Below are 20,635 nucleotides of genomic sequence, written 5' to 3'. Positions count from 1 at the left end.
TCATGCTTGCAGGATGCGCCGCAGGAAGTCCTGCGTGCGCGGGTTCTGGGGCCGGCTGAGCACTTCGCTCGGCGGCCCTTGCTCGACCAGCACGCCGCCATCGAGAAAGAGCACGCGGTCGGCGACCTCACGGGCGAACCCCATTTCGTGGGTGACGACGATCATCGTCATGCCCTCGTCGGCGAGCGAGCGCATCACCGCGAGCACCTCGCCGACGAGCTCGGGGTCGAGCGCGGAGGTCGGTTCGTCGAACAGGATCGCATCCGGCCGCATGCCGAGCGCGCGGGCGATGGCGACGCGCTGCTGCTGGCCGCCGGAGAGCTGGGCGGGGTAGGCGTCGATCTTGGCGCCGAGCCCGACCCTTTCGAGGAGCTGTCGGGCCTGGGCGAGCGCCTGCTCGCGCGGCTCCTTCTTCACGAAGATCGGCCCTTCCGCGACATTCTCCAGCGCCGTCCGGTGCGGGAACAGGTTGAAGCGCTGGAACACCATGGCGACCCGCGTCCGCACCTGCCGGATGCTGCGCGCCTTGGTATCGACCCGCTCGCCATGCACGACGATCTCGCCGCCCTGATAGGTCTCGAGCCCGTTGATGCAGCGCAGCAGCGTCGACTTGCCGGAGCCGGACGGCCCGATGATGCAGACCACTTCGCCCTTCTCGACCGAGAAGGAGACGTCGTGGATCACCTCGAGCGGCCCGAAGGATTTGCGCACATTGTGCAGCGCGACGATGCTCATCGGCCAGCCCCCAGACGCCGTTCGAGCCAGGCGTTGAACGCCGTCAATGGCAGGCTCATGGCGAGATAGATCAGCGCCACCAAGGTGAAGATCGCCGTGTTCTCGAAGGTGGAGGACGCCAGCAGCTTGCCCTGCAGCGAGAGCTCCGCGACCGTGATCGTCGAGGCGAGCGAGGAATCCTTGAGCAGCATCACCATGGTGCTGCCATAGGGCGGCAGCGCCACGCGGATCGCCTGGGGCAGGACGACGCGCCGCATCATCAGGCCCCAGCCCATGCCGATCGAGAGCGCAGCTTCCGTCTGCCCGCGGTCGATCGCCTCGATCCCAGCCCGGAACACCTCCGCCATATAGGGCGAATAGGCGATACCGAGGCCGATGATCGCGGCTTGCAACGCGGTCAGCGAGAGGCCGAGATCGGGCAGCACGAAATAGATGTAGAACAGCGTCACCAGGCCGGGGATGCCGCGCACCACGACGATGATCGTGCGCGCCGTCCAGGCGAGCGGCGCGATGCCGCTCACCCGCATGAAGGCCCAGAGCAGGCCGAGCGCCGTCGCGAGCACGAAGGCACCAAGCGTGACCAGGATGGTCAGGTAGACGCCCTGCATCAGGATCGGCAGGAACGTCGGTACCTGGCTGAGGAAGTGGCTCATGATGCGATCCGTGGAACGCTCAGAGGCCCCACTTCTTCAGGATCGTGTCGAAGCGCCCATCCTTCTTGATGGCGGCGAGGCCGGCGTCGATCTTGCCCAGCAATTCGGCATTGCCCTGCTTCACGGCGATGTTGATCGGCCCGGGCACGGACGGCTTGTACGACTTCACCAGCCGCAATTGCGGGAAGCGCCCCTGGGCGAGGTTGTAGGCCAGGATCGGGTAGTCGCCGATGCCGGCGTCGAGGCGCCCGTTCGAGACGTCGCGCAGGATGTCGGGGAGGCTGTCATAGGCATTGACTTCCGCAGCCGTGCCGGCGGCCTTCAGGGCATCGATGTAGCGGGTGCCGATCTGGGCCCCGACCTTCTTGCCTTTCATGTCATCGAAGCCGGCATAGTCCTTCTCGTCCTTGGTCGATACGACGAGCCCCTCGCCATAGGCGTAGACGTCCTTGCTGAAGTCGACGACCTTCGCCCGCTCGGGCGAGCCGTACATGGCGGCCGAGATGATATCGATCTTGCCCGAGGTCAGCGCCGCGATCAGCGCGGAGAACTGCATCGGCTGGATCTCGACCTTGAAGCCCTGGTCCTTGCCGATCTCCTCGATCACGTCGACCATCATCCCCTGGATGGTGTTGGTCTTCGCGTCGAGGAAGGTGAAGGGCGTGCCCGTCGGCGTCGAGCCGACCTTGTAGACCGTCTGCGCCTGAACGCTGGCCCCGGCCGCCACCATGGCGAGAGCCGCCAGAACCGTTCTCAATCCGATCATTCCCCATTTCCCCTTCTTGGAATCCACCCGGTCTCCCGAACCGGTTCATGCAGCATCCGTACCGTCCGCCGGAAGCGACAAGACGAATTCATGCCGACCCCATAAGATCGACTTATGTGCTCGCAAGCCAGCACCCGCCGGGGCTCAGAACTCGGCGACCTTGCCGAAGGCGGAGCCATCCAGCCGGTCCGGCCGATAGGATGCCGGATCGACGATCGGCTTCGCGCCGCTGGCGATGTCGGCGATCAGGTGCCCGGCACCCGGTCCGATGCCGAAGCCGTGGCCGCTGAACCCGGCGGCGAGGATGAAGCCGGGCAGGCCGGTGAGTTCGCCAATCGCCGGCACGCCGTCCGGCGTGGAGTCGATATAGCCCGCCCAGCGCGCCTGCACCGGCACACCCTTCAGGGCCGGCAGCAGCTTGAGCGCCCGCGCATGGGTCTCGGCGATCTGCTTGCGATCGGGCGTCGGGTCGAGGATGCGGTTCTCCTCCATCGGCGTCGGCGCGTCGAGCCGCCAGCGCGCCAAGGTCTCGTGGCCGGCGCGCCAGCCTTGCAGGCCGCCGATGGCGAGGTTGCGCCAGCGCCGCAGGAACATCGGCACGAACTGGCGTGCGAAGCGCAGTTGCTGCGGCGTCGGATCGATGCGGGCGCCGCCGCTGATCGCGAGCGCGTAGCCGCCATCGCCGCGGCGCGTCACCGAGACCTCGGTCGTGTGAAGGGCGTCCGGAATGCCGGACACCCCTGGCATCACCGACAGGATCGACGACCGCACCGATGATTGCGGGAAACGGATTCCGAGCTGGTTGAGGAAGGAGGAAGCCCAGGCGCCGCCGGCATGGACGACCGTGCTCGTGCGGATCGTGCCCTTTTCGGTGACGACGCCCGAGACGCGCCCGCCGCTCGTCTCGATCCCGCGCGCCGCGCAGAACTGGTGCACCGTGCCGCCTGCCTTGACGATGCCGCGCGCGATCACCGGCGCGGCGCGCGAGGGGTCGGCGGTGCCGTCGCTCGGCGAGAAGACGCCGCCCTTCCAGCTTTTGCCGGTGGCGGCGCCTCGGGCGGAGGCCTCGTCGCTGGAAAGCATGTGGGTGGTGACGCCCTGGCCGATCGCGAAGTCGCGCCATTTCGCCCATCCGGCGATCTGGGCCTCGTCGTCGCTGAGATAGAGCAGGCCGCAGCGGCGGAAGCCGAGATCCTCGCCGATCTCGGCGGCGAAGCGGTCCCACAACGTGAGGCTCTCCGTCGCCATCGGCAATTCGCGCGCATCGCGATTCTGCTGCCGGCACCAGCCCCAGTTGCGGCTCGACTGTTCGGCGCCGACGCGCCCCTTTTCGACGAGCGCGACCTTGATGCCGCGGCGGGCGAGATAATAGCCGGTGCAGACTCCGACGATGCCGCCGCCGATCACGACGACATCCGCGCTCTCGGGCAGGGTCGGGCTGGTCTCGATCTCGAAAAGCGGCGCCGGCATCACGGTCTCCTTGACGAAGACGAAGCCTAGCCCGTCGGGACAGGGCGCGCGCACCGCATATCGCCGTTCCGCGGCATTTCCTTCCGTCCGGACCGGCGGATTCCGCGTTCTTCTTTCGCGAAGTCCAGGTAACAAGGGCTTCGCGCGCGGCAGCATCTGCCGTGCGATTGCCGGGAGCGCCGGCTTCCGTCATGATCGGGCGGAGCCGGGCTGCCCATGACCCATCCTGCGACGGCGCCAGCGGACGAGGCCCCCATGAAGCTCGATCAGATCGACATCAAGATCCTCTACGAGCTGCAGAAGAACGGCCGGATCACCAATGTCGAGCTGGCGGAGCTGGTGAATCTCTCGCCGAGCCCCTGTCTGATGCGCGTCAAGAAGCTGCAGCAGGAAGGCTACATCACCGGCTATTCCGCCCGGATCAATATCGGCAAGCTCGGCCAGACGCTGACGGTCTTCACCGAGGTGACGCTGAAGAACCACCGCCAGGTCGATTTCGCGCGGTTCCTGGCGGCCATCGAGAAGCTCGACCAGGTCATCGAATGCCACCTCGTCTCGGGCGGCTACGATTATCTCGTGAAATTCGTGACCAGCGGCATCATCGAGTACCAGACGCTGATGGAGCGGCTGATCGACCTCGATATCGGCATCGACAAGTATTTCAGCTTCGTCGTGCTGAAGTCGCCCATCGTCAAGCCGCACATGCCGCTGACGAGCCTGTTTCCGGTCACGGCGACGAGCTGAGGCGAGCTCAGCGCTTCGAGAAGGCGGCGACGAGCTCCGGATCGCGCTCGAGCGTGTCGAGCCAGGATGGGTCGAGCTTGGGCACCGAGGACATCAGCAGCCGCGCATAGGGGTGACCGCCGGCCTTGCCGACCTGGTCGGCCGGCAACTGCTCGACCTTTACGCCGCGATACATCACCGCGACCTCGTCGCAGATCGCCTGCACCGTCGTCAGGTCATGGCTGATGAAGAGATAGGACAGGCCGAGCTCGCGCTGCAGCTCTTTCAGCAGCTCGATGATCGCCGCGGCGACGACCGTATCGAGCGCCGAGGTGATTTCGTCGCAGAGCACGAGCTCGGGGTCGGCCGCGAGCGCGCGCGCCAGGTTGACGCGCTGCTTCTGCCCGCCGGAGAGCTCGCCCGGCAGCCGGTGCTTCAGGGCGCGCGGCAGGTGCACGAGATCGAGCAGGCGGTCGATGCGCGCGTCGCGGGCCGGCCCACGCAGGCCGTGATAGAAGGCAAGCGGCCGGCCGAGGATGTCCTCGATCGATTGCGCCGGGTTGAGCGCGGTGTCGGCCGACTGGAATACGATCTGGAGCTTGCGCAGCTCTTCCGGCGTGCGGTCGCGCGCCAGCGGGGCCATCGGCCGTCCGTCGAAGCGGATATGGCCGGAGGAGGGCGGCAGGATGCCGGCGATGGTCCGGGCGAGGGTCGACTTGCCGCAGCCGGACTCGCCGATGACGCCGAGATTGCGGCCCCGTTCCAGCTTGAAGCTGACGGCGTCGACCGCGAGCATCAGCGGCTTGCCGTTCGGCTGCAATCGACCGTAGCCCGCACTGATGGCGTCGAGCTCGAGGACCGGCTGCGGCGGCGGGCTTGCCGTGGCGGCCGCCTGCGCTGCGACGCGGGCGACGGGCGAGAAGGCCGCCAGCAATTCGCGCGTATAGGGATGCTTCGGCGCGGACAGGATCTGTTCGGTCGTGCCGATCTCCTGGATCTGGCCGCCCTTCAGCACGACGATGCGGTCGGCGATCTGGGCGACGACGGCGAGGTCGTGCGAGACGTAGACGCCGGCCATCCGGCTCTGGCGCATCACGGATTTGAAGGCGCGCAGCACCTCGATCTGGGTGGTGACGTCGAGCGCGGTCGTCGGCTCGTCGAAGATCACGACCTTCGGATCGCCGATCAGCGCCATCGCGGCCGAGAGGCGCTGCAACTGGCCGCCCGAGACCTGGTGTGGATAGCGCGAGCCGATCGTCTCGGGCGAGGGCAGGGAGAGCGCGCGGAACAGATCCACCGCCTTGGCTTCGGCAGCGGGGCGCGGCATCAGCCGGTGGATGCGGGTGATCTCGATCACCTGATCCATGATGCGCTGCGCCGGGTTGAAGGCGGCGGCCGCGCTCTGCGGCACATAGGCGACATCGACTCCGCGGACCTTCGCCCGCTCGGCCTCGGAGAGGAGCGCCATGTCACGGCCGGCGATGGAGACGCTGCCGCCGGTGATGCGGCAGCCGGTCCGGGCATAGCCGAGCAGGGTCAGCGCGATCGTGGTCTTGCCCGAGCCGCTCTCGCCGATCAGGGCGACGATCTCGCCTGCGGCGATGTCGAAATCGACGCCCTTGATGATCTCGACGCGCCGGCCGGCATCGGTGGTGGCCTCGACCTTGAGCCCGCGGATTTCGACGAGATGGCTCATCAGGCGCTCCGGTCGCGGATCTTGCGCGGCAGGTTGTCGATCAGCATGTTCACCGCGATCGTCAGGCTGGCGATGGCGAAGGAGGGCGCCATCACGGCCGGCGCGCCGAAGGGCAGCCCGCCGATATTCTCGCGCACCAGCGAACCCCAATCGGCCTCCGGCGGCTGCACGCCGAGCCCGAGGAAGGACAGGCCCGACAGGAGCAGCACGATGAAGACGAAACGCAGGCCGACATCGGCCAGCACCGGGCCGATGATGTTCGGCAGGATTTCCGCGCGGATCAGGTAGCTCAGCTTCTCGCCGCGAAGGCGCGCCACCGTGACGAAGTCCGCGGTGTTGACGTTGACCGCCAGCGCCCTGGCGAAGCGATAAGAGCCGGGCGTGTAGATGATGCCGAGGATCAGCATCAGCACGGGGATCGAGGAGCCGACGCCGGCAACGGCAACGAGAGCGAACAGCTTGCTGGGGATCGAGCTCAACGCATCGATGAAGCGGCTCAGCACCGTATCGAACCAGCCGCCGGTCACGGCCGCCGCCATGCCGAGCGTGACGCCGATGCTGCAGGCGATCAGCGTGGCCGCCAGCGATATGCCGACCGTGTAGCGCGCGCCGAACAGGATGCGCGAGAGCATGTCGCGCCCGAGATAGTCGGTGCCGAGCGGAAACTGCAGGCTCATCGGGCCGAAATAGTCGGTGTCGACGATGTCGCTGATGCCGTGGGGCGTGACATAGGGCGCCAGGATCGCGATCAGCGCCCAGGCGAGGATGACGATCAGGCTGATCCAGCCGGTGAGGTTGAACCGATACCCGGCGCGGCGCTGGCTGGCGGTTGTCGTGTTGGCTGCGTCGATGGCCATGGTCAGCGCAACTTCGGGTTCGACAGGATGGCGATGACGTCCGCCGTCGTGATCAGGAGCAGGTAGACGACGCAGAAGATCATCGCGCAGCTCTGGATGAGCGGCAGGTCCCGCGTCGCCACCGCGTCGACCATCAGCTTGGCGATGCCGGGATAGTTGAAGATCGTCTCGACGATAATGACGCCGCCGAGCAGGTAGGAGAGCGAGAGCGCGACGGCGTTGACGATGGGGCCGAGCGCGTTGGGCAGCGCATGACGCAGCACGACCCGCGGGCGAGAGGCGCCCTTGAGCTGCGCCATCTCGACATAGGGCGTGTTGAGCGCCTCGACGACGGCGGCGCGGGACATGCGGATCATCTGGGCCGAGATCACGAAGCTCAGCGTGAAGACGGGCATCGCATAGATGCGCAGCATCTCGCCGAAGGAGTGGACATCCCGCGCGAAGGACAGGGCCGGCAGCCATTTCAGCCAGACCGCGAAGATCAGCACGCCGGCGGTGGCGATCATGAATTCCGGCACCGAGATCACCGTGATCGTCGCCATCGTGACCGAGCGGTCGTAAAGCGAGCCGCGCAGCATGGCGGAGGTGATGCCGAGCGCGAGCGCGATCGGCACCGAAAACAGCGCGGTCGCCGCCGCGAGCTGCAGCGAGTTGCCCAGGCGCCCGGCGACGAGCTCCGCGATCGGCCGGTTATTGGCGTAGGAGATGCCGAGATCGCCCGTCAGCATGCCGCCGAGCCAGCGGAAGAAGCGCAGGATCGCCGGGTCGTTCAGGTGCATCGCCGCGCGCAAGCCCGCGACGGCCTCAGGCGTCGCTGCCTGGCCGAGCAGCACCTCGGCCACGTCGCCGGGCAGGATCTGCGTGGCGCAGAACACCACGAAGGAGACGATCAGCAGCGTCAGCAGCGCGACGAGCAGCCGTCCGCCCAGCAGGGACAACAGGTGAAGGTTCATCGACGCTCCCGCAGCTGACACCTCCGAGCGGAGTGTGACACGAAATGCGGGCCGGACGCACGCGCCCGGCCCGCGGGAGAAGCGGGGCTTTAGCCTTCGAGCCAGACATACTCGGCGAAGGCGTAGCCCATCATGCCGCCGAGCGGGTTCGCGAGCAGGCCCTTCAGCTTGTTCGAGATCGCGTCGACATTCGAGATGTAGACCGGGATCGCGGTGCCGGCCTCGTCGGCGACCATCACCTGCATCTCGCCGTAGATCTGCTTGCGCTTGGCTTCGTCGAGCGAGCCGCGGGCCTCGAGCAGCATCCTGTCGAACTTCTCGGACTTGTACTGGCTCTCGTTCCACGGCGCCGTGGAGGCGTAGAGCAGCGAGAACAGGATGTCCGGCGTCGGCCGCGGATTGATGTTGCCGAAATGGACCGGGGCCTTCAGCCAGTAATTCGACCAGTAGCCGTCCGAGGGAACGCGCTGGATGTCGAACTTCATGCCGATCGCGTTGCCGGCCTGCTGGACGAGCACGGCCATGTCGACCGAGGAGCCGGCGGCATCCGAGGCGACGATCGGGATCGACTGGCCGAGGACGCCGGCCTTCTGGAAGAGGGACTTGGCCCGCTCGGGATCGAACGCCTTCGGCTTCAAGTCCTTGTTGTGATAGACGTTCATCGGCGGAACAGGCTGGTCATTGGCGATCTCGGCGAGGCCGCGAAGCGCCGACTTCTGGATCTGCTCGCGGTTGAGCAGATACTTCATGCCTTCGACGAAACCCGCCTTGTCGCCAGGCGCCATGTCCAGCCGCATGTTGAGGTTCGTGTAGTTGCCGGTCGTGGTCTTCGACAGCACGACATTCGGCTGGCTCTCGACCAGGCGCATCGAGCGCGGATTGATCGCCGCGGCGAGGTGGATGTCGCCCGAGAGCAGCGCATTGACGCGCGCGGTGTCGTCGGTGATCGCGAAGAACTCGAAGGAGTCGAGGTTCGCGCCGCCCGACTTGAAGTAGTTCTTGTTCCTGACCGCGATCGAGCGCACGCCGGGCTCGAAGTTCTCGCAGACGAAGGCGCCGGTGCCGTTCGCCTTGGCGAAGTTCGTCGTGCCGTCGGCGATGATCATGAAATGGTGCGTCGACAGGATGGTCGGCAGGTCGCCATTGGGCGCCGCGAGCGTGATCTCGACGGTGAGCGGGTCGACGGCCGTGAAGCCGGTCATCTGCTTGGCCAGCGCGGCCGATTTCGAGCCGACGGCCGGGTCGAGATGGCGCTTCAGCGAATAGATGACGTCGGCGGAGGTCAGCGGCTTGCCGTCATGGAAGGTGACGCCCTTCTTGAGCGTGACGGTCCAGACCTTGGCGTCCTTGGTCTCGAATTTCTCGGCGAGCTCCATCTGCAGCTTGCCGTCCCCGTCCAGGAAGGTCAGGCGGTTGTAGAAGGCGCAGCAGCGGACATAGTCCGTCGAGAGCGAGGCCTTGGCCGGGTCGAGCGTATCGGCGGTCGAGGAGGACCAGCCGGCGGCCTTCAGGTTGCCGCCCTTGACGGGCGTCGCCGCGAGCGCGGAGGTGGCGCGCGCCAGTACGAGGCTGCCGGCGGAAGCGGCAAGGCCGCCGGCCATCAGCATCTGCAGGAGATCGCGGCGGCTGGCGCCGCGGCGGATCGCGTTCTCGACGAAGACGTCGTCGGCGCTCGTCCAGTTGGGCGTGATCTTGTCGGTCATCGTCATTCCCCTGTTTCGGTTGGTGCCGGCGTTTTGGTGCCGGCTTTTCTTCGATCCCGGCGTCTTCAGGCGGCCGGGCTGGACTCGACGGCGTCGGCGAGCCCGGCCATCGAGGTGAAATGGAAGTCGGGCTCGGTGAAGTTCTCGGGCTCGATCGTGCCGCCATAGCCGGGCTGGGCGTGGCGGCGCTGGATCCAGCAATTGGTCAGGCCGAGCCGGCGCGAGATGCCGATGTCGTGATACTGGCTCTGCGCGACGTGCAGGATCTGGTCGCGCGAGCCGCCATCCGTCTCGACGAAGGCGAAGACCTGCTCGAAGAAGCGCGGATCGGGCTTTTCCGTGCCGGTGTCATCGACGGTGAAGCCGGCGTAGAACGGATTGCCGAGCGCGCGGGCGAAATGCTCGAAGGCCCAGCGCTGGGCGTTCGTCATGGCGATGAGCTTGTAGCGTTTCGCCAGCCGGGCGAGCGCGGCGGCGCTGTCGGGGAAGGGCCGCCAGTCCTTCACGGCATCGCGCAGGCGCCGGCCATGGCTCTCACCGGCCGGCAGGCCGAGCTTCGGCGCGATCACGCCGTAGACGCGGACGAGATCGTCCGGAAAATGCTGCACATCCGGCATGTAGCGGGCGGAGCGGTAGAGGTTCAGCGCCTGTTCCCCGTCGAAGGCGACGCCGGCCTCGCGGGCGATGGCCGCCAGCGTATCGACGAGACCGCCCTCGAAATCGATCAACGTGCCCACGACATCGAACGTCATGTAGCGGAAATCGCCAAAGCTCTTCGTCATCGTCTCTCCGCGTCGCTTGCCGCGCAGGCGCCGATGCTTCGGCGCCGCCGCATCGTTTCAGTCCGCCTTGCGGGCTTCCGCGGCGGTCGTGCCCTGTTCCCCGGCCGCATCTGCGTCGGCCTCGACCCAGTCTCCCACGGACGGCTCGCCGGATTCACCGAATGTCGAAAACCGGACGGCACAAAATTCCGAATTCGCCGCTGCTGCGGAATATCGGCTTCCCTTGGGGCAAAAGAGAGGATGGATCCCATCCTCCCCGATGCCCTGGAGGCCGGCGTTCACGCCATCGCGGCACGCACATCCGGGTCGGCCAGCGTCTCGTCGAGGGTCTTGCGGGTCCGCTCCACGATGGCGTCGATCTCGGCCTCGGTGCAGCACAGCGGCGGCGCATAGCCCAGCACGCCGTTGCCGAAGGCCCGGATGACGAGGCCGTTGTTCCAGGCGCGGTCGAAGACGCGCTGGGCCGGCGCCGAGGCGGCCGGCAGCGGCGTCTTCTTCGCCTTGTCGGTCACCAGCTCGACGGCCGCCAGCATGCCGCGGCCGCGGACCTCGCCGACGAGTGGATGGTCGCTCAGGCTCTCCAGCCCCGCCATCAGCCGCGCGCCGGCCTTGCGGCCGTTCTCCAGCAGGCCGTTTTCATAGAGCCGCAGCACTTCGAGCCCCACCGCCGCACTGACCGGATGGGCCGAATAGGTATAGCCATGGCCGACCGCCGCGGCGCCGGAGCCGTCGGCGATCACGTCATAGACCTTCTGCGACATCAGCACCGCGCCCATCGGCACATAGCCGGAGGTGAGCCCCTTGGCGGTCGTCATCAGGTCCGGGACGATGCCCTCGTCCTCGCAGGCGAAGAGCGGGCCGGTGCGGCCGAAGCCGGTGATGACCTCGTCGGCGACGAACAGGATGTCGAGCTCGGCGCAGAGGTCGCGCATCGCCTTGACCCAACCCGGCGGCGGCACGAGGACGCCGCCCGAGCCCTGGATCGGCTCGCAATAGAAGGCGGCGACGCGTTCGGCTCCCCCGACTTCGTCGACCTTGGCCTTCAGCGCCGCGAGCGAGGCGGCGATGACGGCGGCCGGATCGGAGCCGACGGGATTGCGGTAGGTATAGTGCGACGGAATTTTGTGCTGCCAGTCATAGGGCACGCCGAAGCCGGCATGGAAGGCGGGCAGGGCGGTGAGGCCGGCGCCGACGGTCGAGGAGCCGTGATAGCCCTGCTCGATCGAGATGAACTGGTCCTTCTGCGGCTTGCCGCGCGCCTGCTGGTAGTAGCGGATGAAGCGCACCGTGCTGTCGACCGCGTCCGAGCCGCCGAGCGTGAAGTAGACGCGGTTGAGGTCGCCCGGCGCACGCTCGGCGAGCTCGGCCGCGAGCCTGATCGCCGGTTCGGAGCCCAGGCCGAAATATCCCGTGGCATAGGCGAGCTCGCGCATCTGGTTCGCCGCGGCCTCGACGATGCTCTCCTGCCCGTAGCCGGCATTGACGCACCACAGCCCGGCGAAGCCGTCGATGAGCTGACGGCCTTCGGCGTCGGTGATCGTCGCGCCCTTCGCGGAGCGCAGGACCCGCACGCCCGCCTTCTCATGGCCGCGATAGGACGCGACAGGGTGGATCCAGTGGTCACGATCGAGCTCGATCAGCGAATTGCTCAACATGGCGGTTCTCCAGTTTATCCGAGCGCCTGGCTGGCCAGGGCGAAGGGTTTGGCGGGTCCGGACGGCTGCCGGCCAGTCGCGTTGCGGTCCATGACGATGCCGCCGCCGACGCCCACGAGGCCCCGCGCGGAAAGCCATGGCGAAAGCTCCCGCCACTCGGCGGTATCGACGCGCAGGAAGGCGCCCGGTCGGCTGGCGATCAGGAAGCTCATGAGGCTCTGCGCCTGTTCCAGGGTCTTCGCGACGACCGGGCCGATCACCTCGCCGCGGCCGAACGGGCGCAGCGCGGCATAGCCGACGATCCGGCCGGCTTCGCGCAGGACCACCATTCGCCCGGCCTCGGTCAGGAGCCTGAGCAGAGGGCGGCGCTCCATTCCCAGCGCCTCGAGATCGAGCGCAGCGATAGCGGGGAAATCCTCCGGACCGGCCCAATCCAGCTCGATGGCATCGTTCGCCGCATCGGCCGGCAGCGGCGTGGGGATGCCCTGGTGCTGCCGGATCTCGTGGGTCGCGTTGAACCCCAGCTTCTCATAGAGAGGCAGGCCGTCCGCGGTCGCGGTGAGGCGGCACTCCCGCGCGCCGCAGGCTTGCAGGACGGCATCCATGAGCTTCCGGCCGAGGCCCCGCCCGCGCATGTCGGCTGCCACGATCACCGTGTTGACGGTCGCGTCATCGTCCCCGAACGGTGTCAGCATCGCGGTGCCGACCACGGCATCGCCCTGGAGCGCGACGAAGCCGTGGCTGAGGGCCAGGAGCATCGCCCAGTCCTCGCGCCGATGGGGCCAGCCCGCCTCGCGCGAGAGCAGAACGGCGCCGTCGAGATGGCGTTCGTCGAAGGCGACGAGATCAATCGTTTTCTGGTCCATGATGCTTCGCTTCGTACCCGTTGCATCATGGATAGGCGGTGCGCCGGCGCAGTTGCTCCCGAGGAACGGCCCGGCACGATATCTTCGGCCGTGGGAATGCGCGCCGACCGCATGGAATGCCACGACGGGTGGCGAAGCGCCGGCAATCGGGAAGCGACGTCGGCCGGCAAGATGATGCAGGCGGAACTCTCTGCCATGGTCTCATGGACGGACGGCAGTTTGTGCTTCCTGCCGCAGGCAATGCGGTGCTCGCGCCGTTCCGGCCCCGGCTATGATCCTCGCTGACGGACGCAACCGTTTCGCCACAGGGGATTTCCGCAGATGACCGCCTTCAGGCCCAAATTCGTCACCTTCGACTGCCACGGCACGCTGATCTATTTCGCGATGGATAAGGCCGCGCGCGCGCTCTACGGCGAAAAGCTGGACGAGCCGGCGATGCGGACCTTCATCACGGATTTCTCGGCTTACCGGCTCGACGAGGTCCTGGGCGACTGGAAGCCCTATGAAGAGGTCGTCTATAACGCGCTGGAGCGGACCTGCCGACGCAATGCGGTCGCCTTCCGCCCCGAGGATGCGCGCTGGATCTACGAGCAGGTGCCGACCTGGGGCCCGCATCCGGACGTGCCGGCAGGCCTCGCCAAGGTGGCGAAGGAAATCCCGCTCGTCATCCTGTCCAACGCGCAGAATGACCAGATTCCGCATAATGTCGCCCGGCTCGGCGCACCCTTCCATGCCGTCTACACGGCCGAGCAGGCCCGATCCTACAAGCCGCGTATGAAGGGCTTCGAATACATGTTCGACATGCTGGGTTGCGGCCCGGAGGACGTCTGCCACGTCTCCTCCTCGTTCCGCTACGACCTGATGACCGCGCATGACCTCGGCATCAAGAACAAGGTCTGGGTCAATCGCGGCCACGAGCCGGCGAACCCCTATTACGGCTATGTCGAGATCAAGGACATCGGCGGGCTGCCGGGCGTCTTCGGCCTCTGAAGGCGCGGGACCGATGCAGTTCAAATCCTATTGGCACGACACGGCGGCGCCCTTCACCGGCGCCGCCGAGGGGCCGGTCGAAGGCAGCTATGACGTCGCCGTGATCGGCGGCGGCTTCACCGGGCTCGCCGCTGCGCGCCAGCTCGCGATGGCCGGCGCGAAGGTCGTGGTGCTGGAGGCGCACAGCGTCGGCTATGGCGCCTCGGGCCGCAATGGCGGTCATCTCAACAACGGCCTCGCCCACAGCTTCATCGCCGCTAAATCGGCGCTGGGCACCGAGCGCGCGGTCGCCCTCTATCGCGCCTTCGACGATTCCGTCGACACGATCGAGCGCATCGTTGCGGAGGAGGGCATCGACTGCGCCTTCCGGCGCGCCGGCAAGCTCAAGCTCGCCTCCAAGCCCGAGCATGTCGCCGGGATCGCGCGGAATTTCGAGGTGCTGCATCGCGAGGCCGATCCCGATACCGCGATGTTGAGCCGGGCCGACCTCAAGGGCGAGATCGGTTCCGACGCCTTCCATGGCGCGATGCTCTCCAAGAAGAGCGCGATGATGCATATGGGCCGCTTCGTCGCCGGCCTCGCCACGGCGGCGGTACGGCACGGCGCCGTCATCCATGAACATGCGCCCGTGACGGAGCGACGGCAGGAGGGCGGCCGGCATGTGCTGGAGACGCCGCGCGGCAGCGTCTCGGCAAAGGAGGTGCTGGTGGCGACCGGGGCCTATACGGCCGGTCCCTTCTCCTGGTTCCGCCGGCGCATCGTCGCCGTCGGCTCGTTCCTGATCGCGACGCGGCCCTTGAGCGCAGCCGAGGTCGCCATGACCATGCCGGGCAATCGCACCGCGGTGACCTCGCTCAATATCGGCAACTATTTCCGCCTGGCGCCGGACAACCGGCTGATCTTCGGCGGGCGGGCGCGCTTCGCCGCGACATCGGACCAGACCTCCGACGCCAAGAGCGGCGCCATTCTGCGCGCGAGCCTCGCCAGCATCTTCCCGCAGCTCGGGGATGTCGAGATCGACTATTGCTGGGGCGGCCTCGTCGACATGACCAAGGACCGCTATCCCCGCGCTGGCTACGAGGACGGCGTCTGGTATGCGATGGGCTATTCCGGCCACGGGGCGCAGATGTCGACGCATCTCGGCATGATCATGGCCGATGCGATCCTCGGCCGGCCCGATCGCAACCCGCTGAAGGGGCTGTCCTGGCCGGCGGTGCCGGGCCATTTCGGCAAGCCTTGGTTCCTGCCGCTGGTCGGCTACTACTACAAGATGCTCGATCGCATTCAGTGAGCGCGGAGGCCTGCGGGCCCAGGACGACCTCGCGATCAATCGCGGGGCGTCGGCCGATGCCAGCTCTTTGGTCTCGGCATTTGATCGATCGTCGCAGGCATGGTGGAACGCGGATGGGCACGCGCCGGAACAGGTTCCGGCGCGTGCCCATGTTCGTCGTTGCGGCAATGGCTCATCCGGCGTCGCAAGCTTCGCGGGATCTCAAAATGCCGCCGGCGTCCTTCAGCGGACCGGTGGGGCGTATTGCAGGCCGCCCTCGGTCCAGAGCGCGTTCTTGCCGCGGGCGATCTTGAGCTCCGAGCCCTGGCCGACGCTGCGCTCGAAGGATTCGCCGTAGTTCCCGACGAGCTTGACGATGCGGTAGGCCCAGTCGTTGGTCAGGCCGATGCCTTCGCCGAACTTGCCCTCGGCGCCGAGCAGGCGGCGGATCTCGGGATTGTCCGACTTCAGCATCTCGTCGACATTGGCCTTGGTGACGCCGAGCTCCTCGGCGTTCAGCATGGCATCGAGCGTCCACTTCACCAGGTTGAACCATTGCAGGTCGCTGCTGCGGACGACCGGGCCGAGCGGCTCCTTCGAGATCAGCTCGGGCAGCACGACGGCTTCCGCCGGATTCACCAGCTTCAGCTTCAGCGCGTAAAGGGCGGAGGAATCGTCGGTCAACGCATCGCAGCGGCCGGATTCGAAGGCCTTGATCGCCTCGTCGCCCTTGTCGAAGGTGACGGGCTCGTACTTGATCTTGTTCTTGCGGAAATAGTCGGCGACGTTGAGTTCGGTCGTCGTGCCCTGCTGCAGGCAGATCGAGGCGCCGTCGAGCTTGCGGGCGGTGTCGATGCCGAGCTTCTTCTGCACCAGGAAGGCCTGCCCATCGTAATAGTTCACGCCGGCGAAGGTCAGGCCGAGCGTGGTGTCGCGCGACATCGTCCAGGTCGAGGTGCGCGAGAGCACGTCGACCTCGCCGCTCTGGAGGGCGGTGAAGCGGTCCTTCGAGGAGAGCGGCGTGAACTTGACCTTCTTCGGATCGTTGAAGATCGCGGCCGAGATCGCGCGGCACAGATCGACGTCGAGGCCGGCCCATTCGCCCTTCGCATCGGGAATTCCGAAGCCGGCGAGACCGGGGCTGACGCCGCAGATCAGGTCGCCGCGGCTCTTCACCGTGGCGAGCGTCGTGGTCTGGGCCTCGGCCGGCGCGATGGCCACCGACAAGGTGAGCGCCAATAGTGCGGAAGTTATGGTTTTCACGGTAGTTCCCCTTGTTTTGTCAACGTTGCGAAGCTGACCTGGTTGAATTGGGCGTGGAATTGCTGTGGCTTGCCTTGCTGCCCGTCAAAGCCCGCCGATATGGAAGGCCTTGACCTCGAGATATTCCTCAATGCCGAGCTGCGAGCCCTCGCGGCCTAGGCCCGACTGCTTGACGCCGCCGAAGGGGGCGACCTCCATCGAAATCGCGCCGGTGTTGAGACCGACCATGCCGAACTCCAGCGCCTCGCCGACGCGCCATGAGCGCCGGATGTCCTGCGTGAAGAAATAGGCCGCGAGCCCGAAGGGCGTGCCGTTGGCGATGGCGAGCGCCTCCTCCTCGCTGCGGAAGCGGAAGAGCGGGGCGACCGGCCCGAAGGTCTCCTCGCTCGCCAGCAGCATCTCGGTCGTCGCTTCGCCCAGCACGGTCGGCGTGGCGTATTGCTTGCCATTGGGCATGGCGGCCGAGCTGGCGAGGCGCCTGGCGCCCTTCGACAGCGCGTCCTCGACATGGCGCTCGATCTTCTCCAGCGCGGCGGCGTTGATCATCGGGCCGATATCGACGCCGGCCTCGGTGCCGGGGCCGACCTTCATCGCATTGACGCGGGCCGACAGCTTCTCGGCGAAGCGGTCGTAGATACCGTCCTGAACCAGGATGCGGTTGGCGCAGACGCAGGTCTGGCCGCCATTGCGGAACTTGGAGGCCAGAACGCCGTCGATGGCGATGTCGAGATCGGCGTCGTCGAAGACGATGAAGGGCGCGTTCCCGCCCAGTTCGAGGCTGAGCCGCTTGATGCTGTCGGAGGCCTGCTTCATCAGCAGCGCGCCCACGCGTGTCGAGCCGGTGAAGGAGATCTTGCGGACGGCGAGATTGCCGGTGAGCTCGGCGCCGATCTCGGTCGGCATGCCGGTGACGATGTTGATTACGCCGGCCGGAATGCCGGCCCGCTCGGCCAGCACGCCGAGCGCCAGGGCCGAATAGGGCGTCAGCTCCGAGGGCTTGATCACCACGGTGCAGCCGGCGGCGAGAGCCGGCGCGACCTTGCGGGTGATCATCGCGTTCGGGAAGTTCCAGGGCGTGACGATGCCGCAGACGCCGACCGGCTGCTTCAAAACGAGGATGCGGCGGTCGGCGGTCGGTGCGGGAATCGTCGAGCCGTAGATCCGGCGGGCTTCTTCCGCGAACCATTTCACGAAGGAGGCGCCGTAGCGGATCTCGCCGCGCGATTCGGCCAGCGGCTTGCCCTGCTCGGAGGTGAGGATCAGCGCGAGGTCCTCGATATGCTCGAGCATCAGCGCATGCCAGGCCTCCAGCAGCGCGGCGCGCTCGGCCGGGGTTTTGGCCCGCCAGCTTTCGAAGGCCGCCGCGGCGGCATCGATGGCGGCGCGGGTTTCGGCGGTGCCGGCATCCGGCACTGTGCCGAGCACGGCTTGCGTCGCGGGGTCGACGACGTCGAGCGTGCGGCCCGAAGCCGCGCCGTTCCACTGGCCGCCGACCAGGCAGGCTTCCCGCACGAGGCCGGGATCGCGAAGGCCTTCGATGGTCATGTCGTGCTCTCCTGTCAGCCCAGCGCCGCGAGGACGGCGCTGGTGATCTCGTTCGTCTTGTGCTCGCCCGGCTTCGTGCCGATGCCGCGAGCGGTGGCGGCTTCGATGGCGCTGATCACGGCTGCGGCCGCAGCCGGCTCGCCGAGATGCTCCAGCATCATCGCGCCCGACCAGATCGCCGCGATCGGGTTGGCGATGCCGAGATGGGCGATGTCCGGCGCGGAGCCATGCACCGGCTCGAACATCGAGGGCGCATTGCGCTCCGGATTGATGTTGGCCGAGGCCGCATAGCCGAGCCCGCCCTGAATGGCGGCTCCGAGATCGGTCAGGATGTCGCCGAAGAGATTGGAGGCGACGACCACGTCGAGGCTCTCGGGCGCCATTACCATCCGCGCCGCCATGGCGTCGATATGGTAGTTCGCGACCTCGACATCGGGGTATTCGGCCGCGACCAGGGCGGTGATCTCGTCCCAGAACACCATCGAGTATTTCTGCGCGTTCGACTTGGTCACGGAGGCGAGCTTGCCGCGCCGCCTGCGCGCCTGTTCGAAGCCGAAGCGCAGGATGCGCTCGACGCCCTTGCGGGTGAAGATCGCGGTCTCGACCGCGACCTCGTCGGCCGTGCCGTTATGGACCCGCCCGCCCGCGCCGGAATACTCGCCCTCGGTGTTCTCGCGGATGCAGAGAATGTCGAAGGCGCTCGCCCGCAACGGCCCCTCGACGCCCGGCAGCAGCCGGTGCGGCCTGATATTGGCGTATTGCACGAAGGCCTTGCGGATCGGCAGCAGCAGCCCGTGCAGCGACACCGAATCCGGCACGCGTTTCGGCCAGCCGACAGCGCCGAGCAGGATCGCGTCGTAGCCGCGCAGCGTCTCGATGCCGTCGGCCGGCATCATCGCGCCGGTCTTCTCGTAGAAGTCGCAGGACCAGGGGAAGCTCGTGCCGTCCAGCGAAAAGCCGGCGCCGCGTGCCGCCTTGCCGAGCACCTCCCAGGTCGCCTCGGTCACGGCGGTGCCGATGCCGTCGCCCGGGATCAGGGCGATCTTGTATGATTTCACGGGATGGTCTCCTCAGACGGCGATCAGGACGCTCTTGGATTTGCGGTTCGCGAGATAAGCCTCGCGGCCGAGATCCTTGCCGAGGCCGGACTGCTTGTAGCCGCCGGTCGGCAGGATGTGGTCGCGCGAGCGGCCATAGCGATTGACCCAGACGGTGCCGGCCTGCAGCCGGTTGCTCAGCCGCAGGCCGCGCGACAGGTCGCGGGTGTAGAGCCCGGCGCAGAGCCCGTAGGTCGGATGGTCGGCGAGCGCCATCGCCTCCTCCTCGTCGCGGAAGGTCTGCACCGTCAGCACCGGGCCGAAGATCTCTTCGGTGATGGCCGGCGAATTCGCCTCGAGCCCTTCGAGCAGGGTGGGCGCGTAGAAATAGCCCTCGCGGTCGAGGCGCGAGCCGCCGGTCCTGCACCGGGCGCCGCGCGCGACGGCGGCATCGACGATGCCGGCCATGCGGCCGATCTGGCGCTCGGAGATGATCGGCGAATAGGCGCTGGCCTCGTCCCAGGTCGGGCCGGGCTTGATCTCGCCCATCTGCTTGAGGATCAGCCCGACGACCTCCTCGGCCACGCTCTCCTCGACGACGAGGCGCGAGCCCGCGACGCAGGCCTGCCCACCATTGGCGAGAATGCCGCGCGCCACGGCGCCGGCGGCGAGCGCGATATCGGTATCGGCGAAGACCACCTGCGGGCTCTTGCCACCGAGCTCCAGCGTCATCGGCTTGATGCCGGTGCGGGCGATGTTCTCCATGATCGCGGCACCCGCGCCGGTCGAGCCGGTGAAGCTGACCTTGGCGATGCCGGGATGGCCGGTGATGGCGGCGCCGGTCGTGCGCCCGTCGCCGAGCACGATGTTGATCAGCCCGGCCGGCAGTCCGGCACGGACCGACAGCTCCGCCAGGTAGAGCGTCGCGAAGGGCGTCATCTCGGAGGGCTTCAGCACCACGGCATTGCCGGCGGCGAGCGCAGGGCCGAGCTTCCAGGCGGCCATCGAGATCGGGAAGTTCCAGGGGGTGATCGCGCCGACCACGCCATAGGGCTCGGTCGCGATCAGGCCGACGCTGTCGGCGGCGGTCGGCACGAGGTCGCCGCCTTCCTTGTCGGCGAATTCGGCGAAGAAGCGGATCTGCTCGACGGTGATCGGGATGTCGAATTTCAAGAGCTCGGCGATCGGGCGGGTCGAGGCCACGGCCTCCATCCGGGCGAGCGTCACCGCTTCGGCCTCGATCAGATCGGCCCAGCGGTGAAGCGCGTTGACGCGCTCGCGCGGGCGCACCGTGCCCCAGCCGCTGGTCTTCAGCGCGCGCTTGGCGGCCTCGACCGCGCGGTCGACCAGATCGGCCTCCGCAACGGGGCAATCGGCGAAAGCCACGCCGTCCGAGGGGCGGTGCAGCGCGATCCCGCCCGTCGCGGGCATACGCTCGCCGCCGATGAAATGGGCGCGCGGCAGGTCGATGGTGGCGGGGTCGAAGCTCAGCGACACGAGGGCGGTCTCCGAAAATGGGGCAGCGGCGAAGCCTAGCGCCTCTGCGCCCGCAGGTGACGCCGGGACGCCGCCCTGGCGCGACGGGAAATCCCGTTTGCGCGGACCGGGACGGCCGATTCTTCGGCGGCTGGAGCAGCGGGCCCAACAGACGGCCCGAAGAGACGGGCCCAT

At 67.5% G+C, this 20,635-nt stretch carries 18 protein-coding genes; 3 read left to right on the top strand and 15 right to left on the bottom strand.

Annotation, left to right across the window (positions count from 1 at the left end; translation table 11 throughout):
• The 4 genes from GGC47_RS01525 to GGC47_RS01510 form a co-directional block, all read right to left on the bottom strand.
• Positions 1–735, bottom strand: a complete 735-nt coding sequence (locus GGC47_RS01525; RefSeq protein WP_210323456.1) for an amino acid ABC transporter ATP-binding protein — start codon at positions 733–735, stop codon at positions 1–3.
• Positions 732–1,388 carry an amino acid ABC transporter permease gene (locus GGC47_RS01520; protein WP_038361606.1) on the bottom strand — a complete coding sequence of 219 codons (657 nt, stop codon included), beginning with the start codon at positions 1,386–1,388 and terminating at the stop codon, positions 732–734. Before GGC47_RS01520 ends, GGC47_RS01525 begins: the two co-directional genes overlap by 4 nt.
• Positions 1,389–1,407: 19 nt before the next feature.
• On the bottom strand, positions 1,408–2,154 hold the full coding sequence (locus GGC47_RS01515; protein WP_142020342.1) for an ABC transporter substrate-binding protein: 747 nt from the start codon (positions 2,152–2,154) through the stop codon (positions 1,408–1,410).
• A 144-nt stretch (positions 2,155–2,298) separates the two neighbouring features.
• Positions 2,299–3,624 (bottom strand): NAD(P)/FAD-dependent oxidoreductase, encoded by a 1,326-nt coding sequence (locus GGC47_RS01510; RefSeq protein WP_142020557.1) that lies wholly within the window; start codon positions 3,622–3,624, stop codon positions 2,299–2,301.
• A gap of 255 nt (positions 3,625–3,879) precedes the next feature.
• Here GGC47_RS01510 and GGC47_RS01505 point away from each other — a divergent pair, with 255 nt between their 5' ends.
• Positions 3,880–4,368, top strand: a complete 489-nt coding sequence (locus tag GGC47_RS01505) for an Lrp/AsnC family transcriptional regulator (RefSeq protein ID WP_038361612.1) — start codon at positions 3,880–3,882, stop codon at positions 4,366–4,368.
• A 7-nt stretch (positions 4,369–4,375) separates the two neighbouring features.
• Here the strand turns inward: GGC47_RS01505 and GGC47_RS01500 are convergent, their stop codons facing one another.
• The 7 genes from GGC47_RS01500 to GGC47_RS01470 form a co-directional block, all read right to left on the bottom strand.
• Positions 4,376–6,043 (bottom strand): ABC transporter ATP-binding protein, encoded by a 1,668-nt coding sequence (locus GGC47_RS01500; protein WP_142020343.1) that lies wholly within the window; start codon positions 6,041–6,043, stop codon positions 4,376–4,378.
• The gene (locus GGC47_RS01495) at positions 6,043–6,900 is read right to left on the bottom strand and encodes an ABC transporter permease (protein ID WP_142020344.1); all 858 of its coding nucleotides are present in this window, start codon (positions 6,898–6,900) and stop codon (positions 6,043–6,045) included. Before GGC47_RS01495 ends, GGC47_RS01500 begins: the two co-directional genes overlap by 1 nt.
• A gap of 2 nt (positions 6,901–6,902) precedes the next feature.
• Entirely contained in the window at positions 6,903–7,853 is a 951-nt protein-coding gene (locus GGC47_RS01490; RefSeq protein ID WP_133561862.1) for an ABC transporter permease, read from the bottom strand.
• An 89-nt stretch (positions 7,854–7,942) separates the two neighbouring features.
• Complete coding sequence (locus tag GGC47_RS01485; protein ID WP_038362526.1) at positions 7,943–9,556, bottom strand: ABC transporter substrate-binding protein; 1,614 nt, start codon at positions 9,554–9,556, stop codon at positions 7,943–7,945.
• Positions 9,557–9,621: 65 nt separating this feature from the next.
• Complete coding sequence (locus tag GGC47_RS01480; RefSeq protein WP_142020345.1) at positions 9,622–10,338, bottom strand: HAD-IA family hydrolase; 717 nt, start codon at positions 10,336–10,338, stop codon at positions 9,622–9,624.
• 278 nt (positions 10,339–10,616) lie between these two features.
• Entirely contained in the window at positions 10,617–11,993 is a 1,377-nt protein-coding gene (locus tag GGC47_RS01475) for an aspartate aminotransferase family protein (protein ID WP_142020346.1), read from the bottom strand.
• Positions 11,994–12,007: 14 nt separating this feature from the next.
• Positions 12,008–12,859, bottom strand: a complete 852-nt coding sequence (locus tag GGC47_RS01470) for a GNAT family N-acetyltransferase (RefSeq protein ID WP_142020347.1) — start codon at positions 12,857–12,859, stop codon at positions 12,008–12,010.
• A 321-nt stretch (positions 12,860–13,180) separates the two neighbouring features.
• Here GGC47_RS01470 and GGC47_RS01465 point away from each other — a divergent pair, with 321 nt between their 5' ends.
• Together GGC47_RS01465 and GGC47_RS01460 are read left to right on the top strand one after the other, a co-directional pair.
• The gene (locus GGC47_RS01465; RefSeq protein ID WP_113252197.1) at positions 13,181–13,849 is read left to right on the top strand and encodes a haloacid dehalogenase type II; all 669 of its coding nucleotides are present in this window, start codon (positions 13,181–13,183) and stop codon (positions 13,847–13,849) included.
• Between the two features lie 13 nt (positions 13,850–13,862).
• On the top strand, positions 13,863–15,140 hold the full coding sequence (locus tag GGC47_RS01460) for an NAD(P)/FAD-dependent oxidoreductase (protein WP_429066620.1): 1,278 nt from the start codon (positions 13,863–13,865) through the stop codon (positions 15,138–15,140).
• Positions 15,141–15,362: 222 nt separating this feature from the next.
• On the opposite strand, the gene GGC47_RS01455 is transcribed toward GGC47_RS01460, so the two are convergent.
• The 4 genes from GGC47_RS01455 to GGC47_RS01440 form a co-directional block, all read right to left on the bottom strand.
• Positions 15,363–16,382 (bottom strand): amino acid ABC transporter substrate-binding protein, encoded by a 1,020-nt coding sequence (locus GGC47_RS01455; RefSeq protein WP_113252199.1) that lies wholly within the window; start codon positions 16,380–16,382, stop codon positions 15,363–15,365.
• 84 nt (positions 16,383–16,466) lie between these two features.
• Entirely contained in the window at positions 16,467–17,921 is a 1,455-nt protein-coding gene (locus tag GGC47_RS01450) for an NAD-dependent succinate-semialdehyde dehydrogenase (protein ID WP_429067080.1), read from the bottom strand.
• Positions 17,922–17,941: 20 nt separating this feature from the next.
• Complete coding sequence (locus GGC47_RS01445; RefSeq protein ID WP_429066616.1) at positions 17,942–18,985, bottom strand: tartrate dehydrogenase; 1,044 nt, start codon at positions 18,983–18,985, stop codon at positions 17,942–17,944.
• Between the two features lie 12 nt (positions 18,986–18,997).
• Positions 18,998–20,461 (bottom strand): aldehyde dehydrogenase family protein, encoded by a 1,464-nt coding sequence (locus GGC47_RS01440; RefSeq protein WP_429066613.1) that lies wholly within the window; start codon positions 20,459–20,461, stop codon positions 18,998–19,000.
• Positions 20,462–20,635: the final 174 nt, after the last annotated feature.

It is taken from the genome of Allobosea sp. OAE752 (assembly GCF_050433265.1).
In the GTDB taxonomy this organism is placed as follows: domain Bacteria; phylum Pseudomonadota; class Alphaproteobacteria; order Rhizobiales; family Beijerinckiaceae; genus Allobosea; species Allobosea spartocytisi.
Note: the sequence above shows the minus strand (reverse complement) of the source record. Positions and strands in the feature narration are given on the sequence as shown.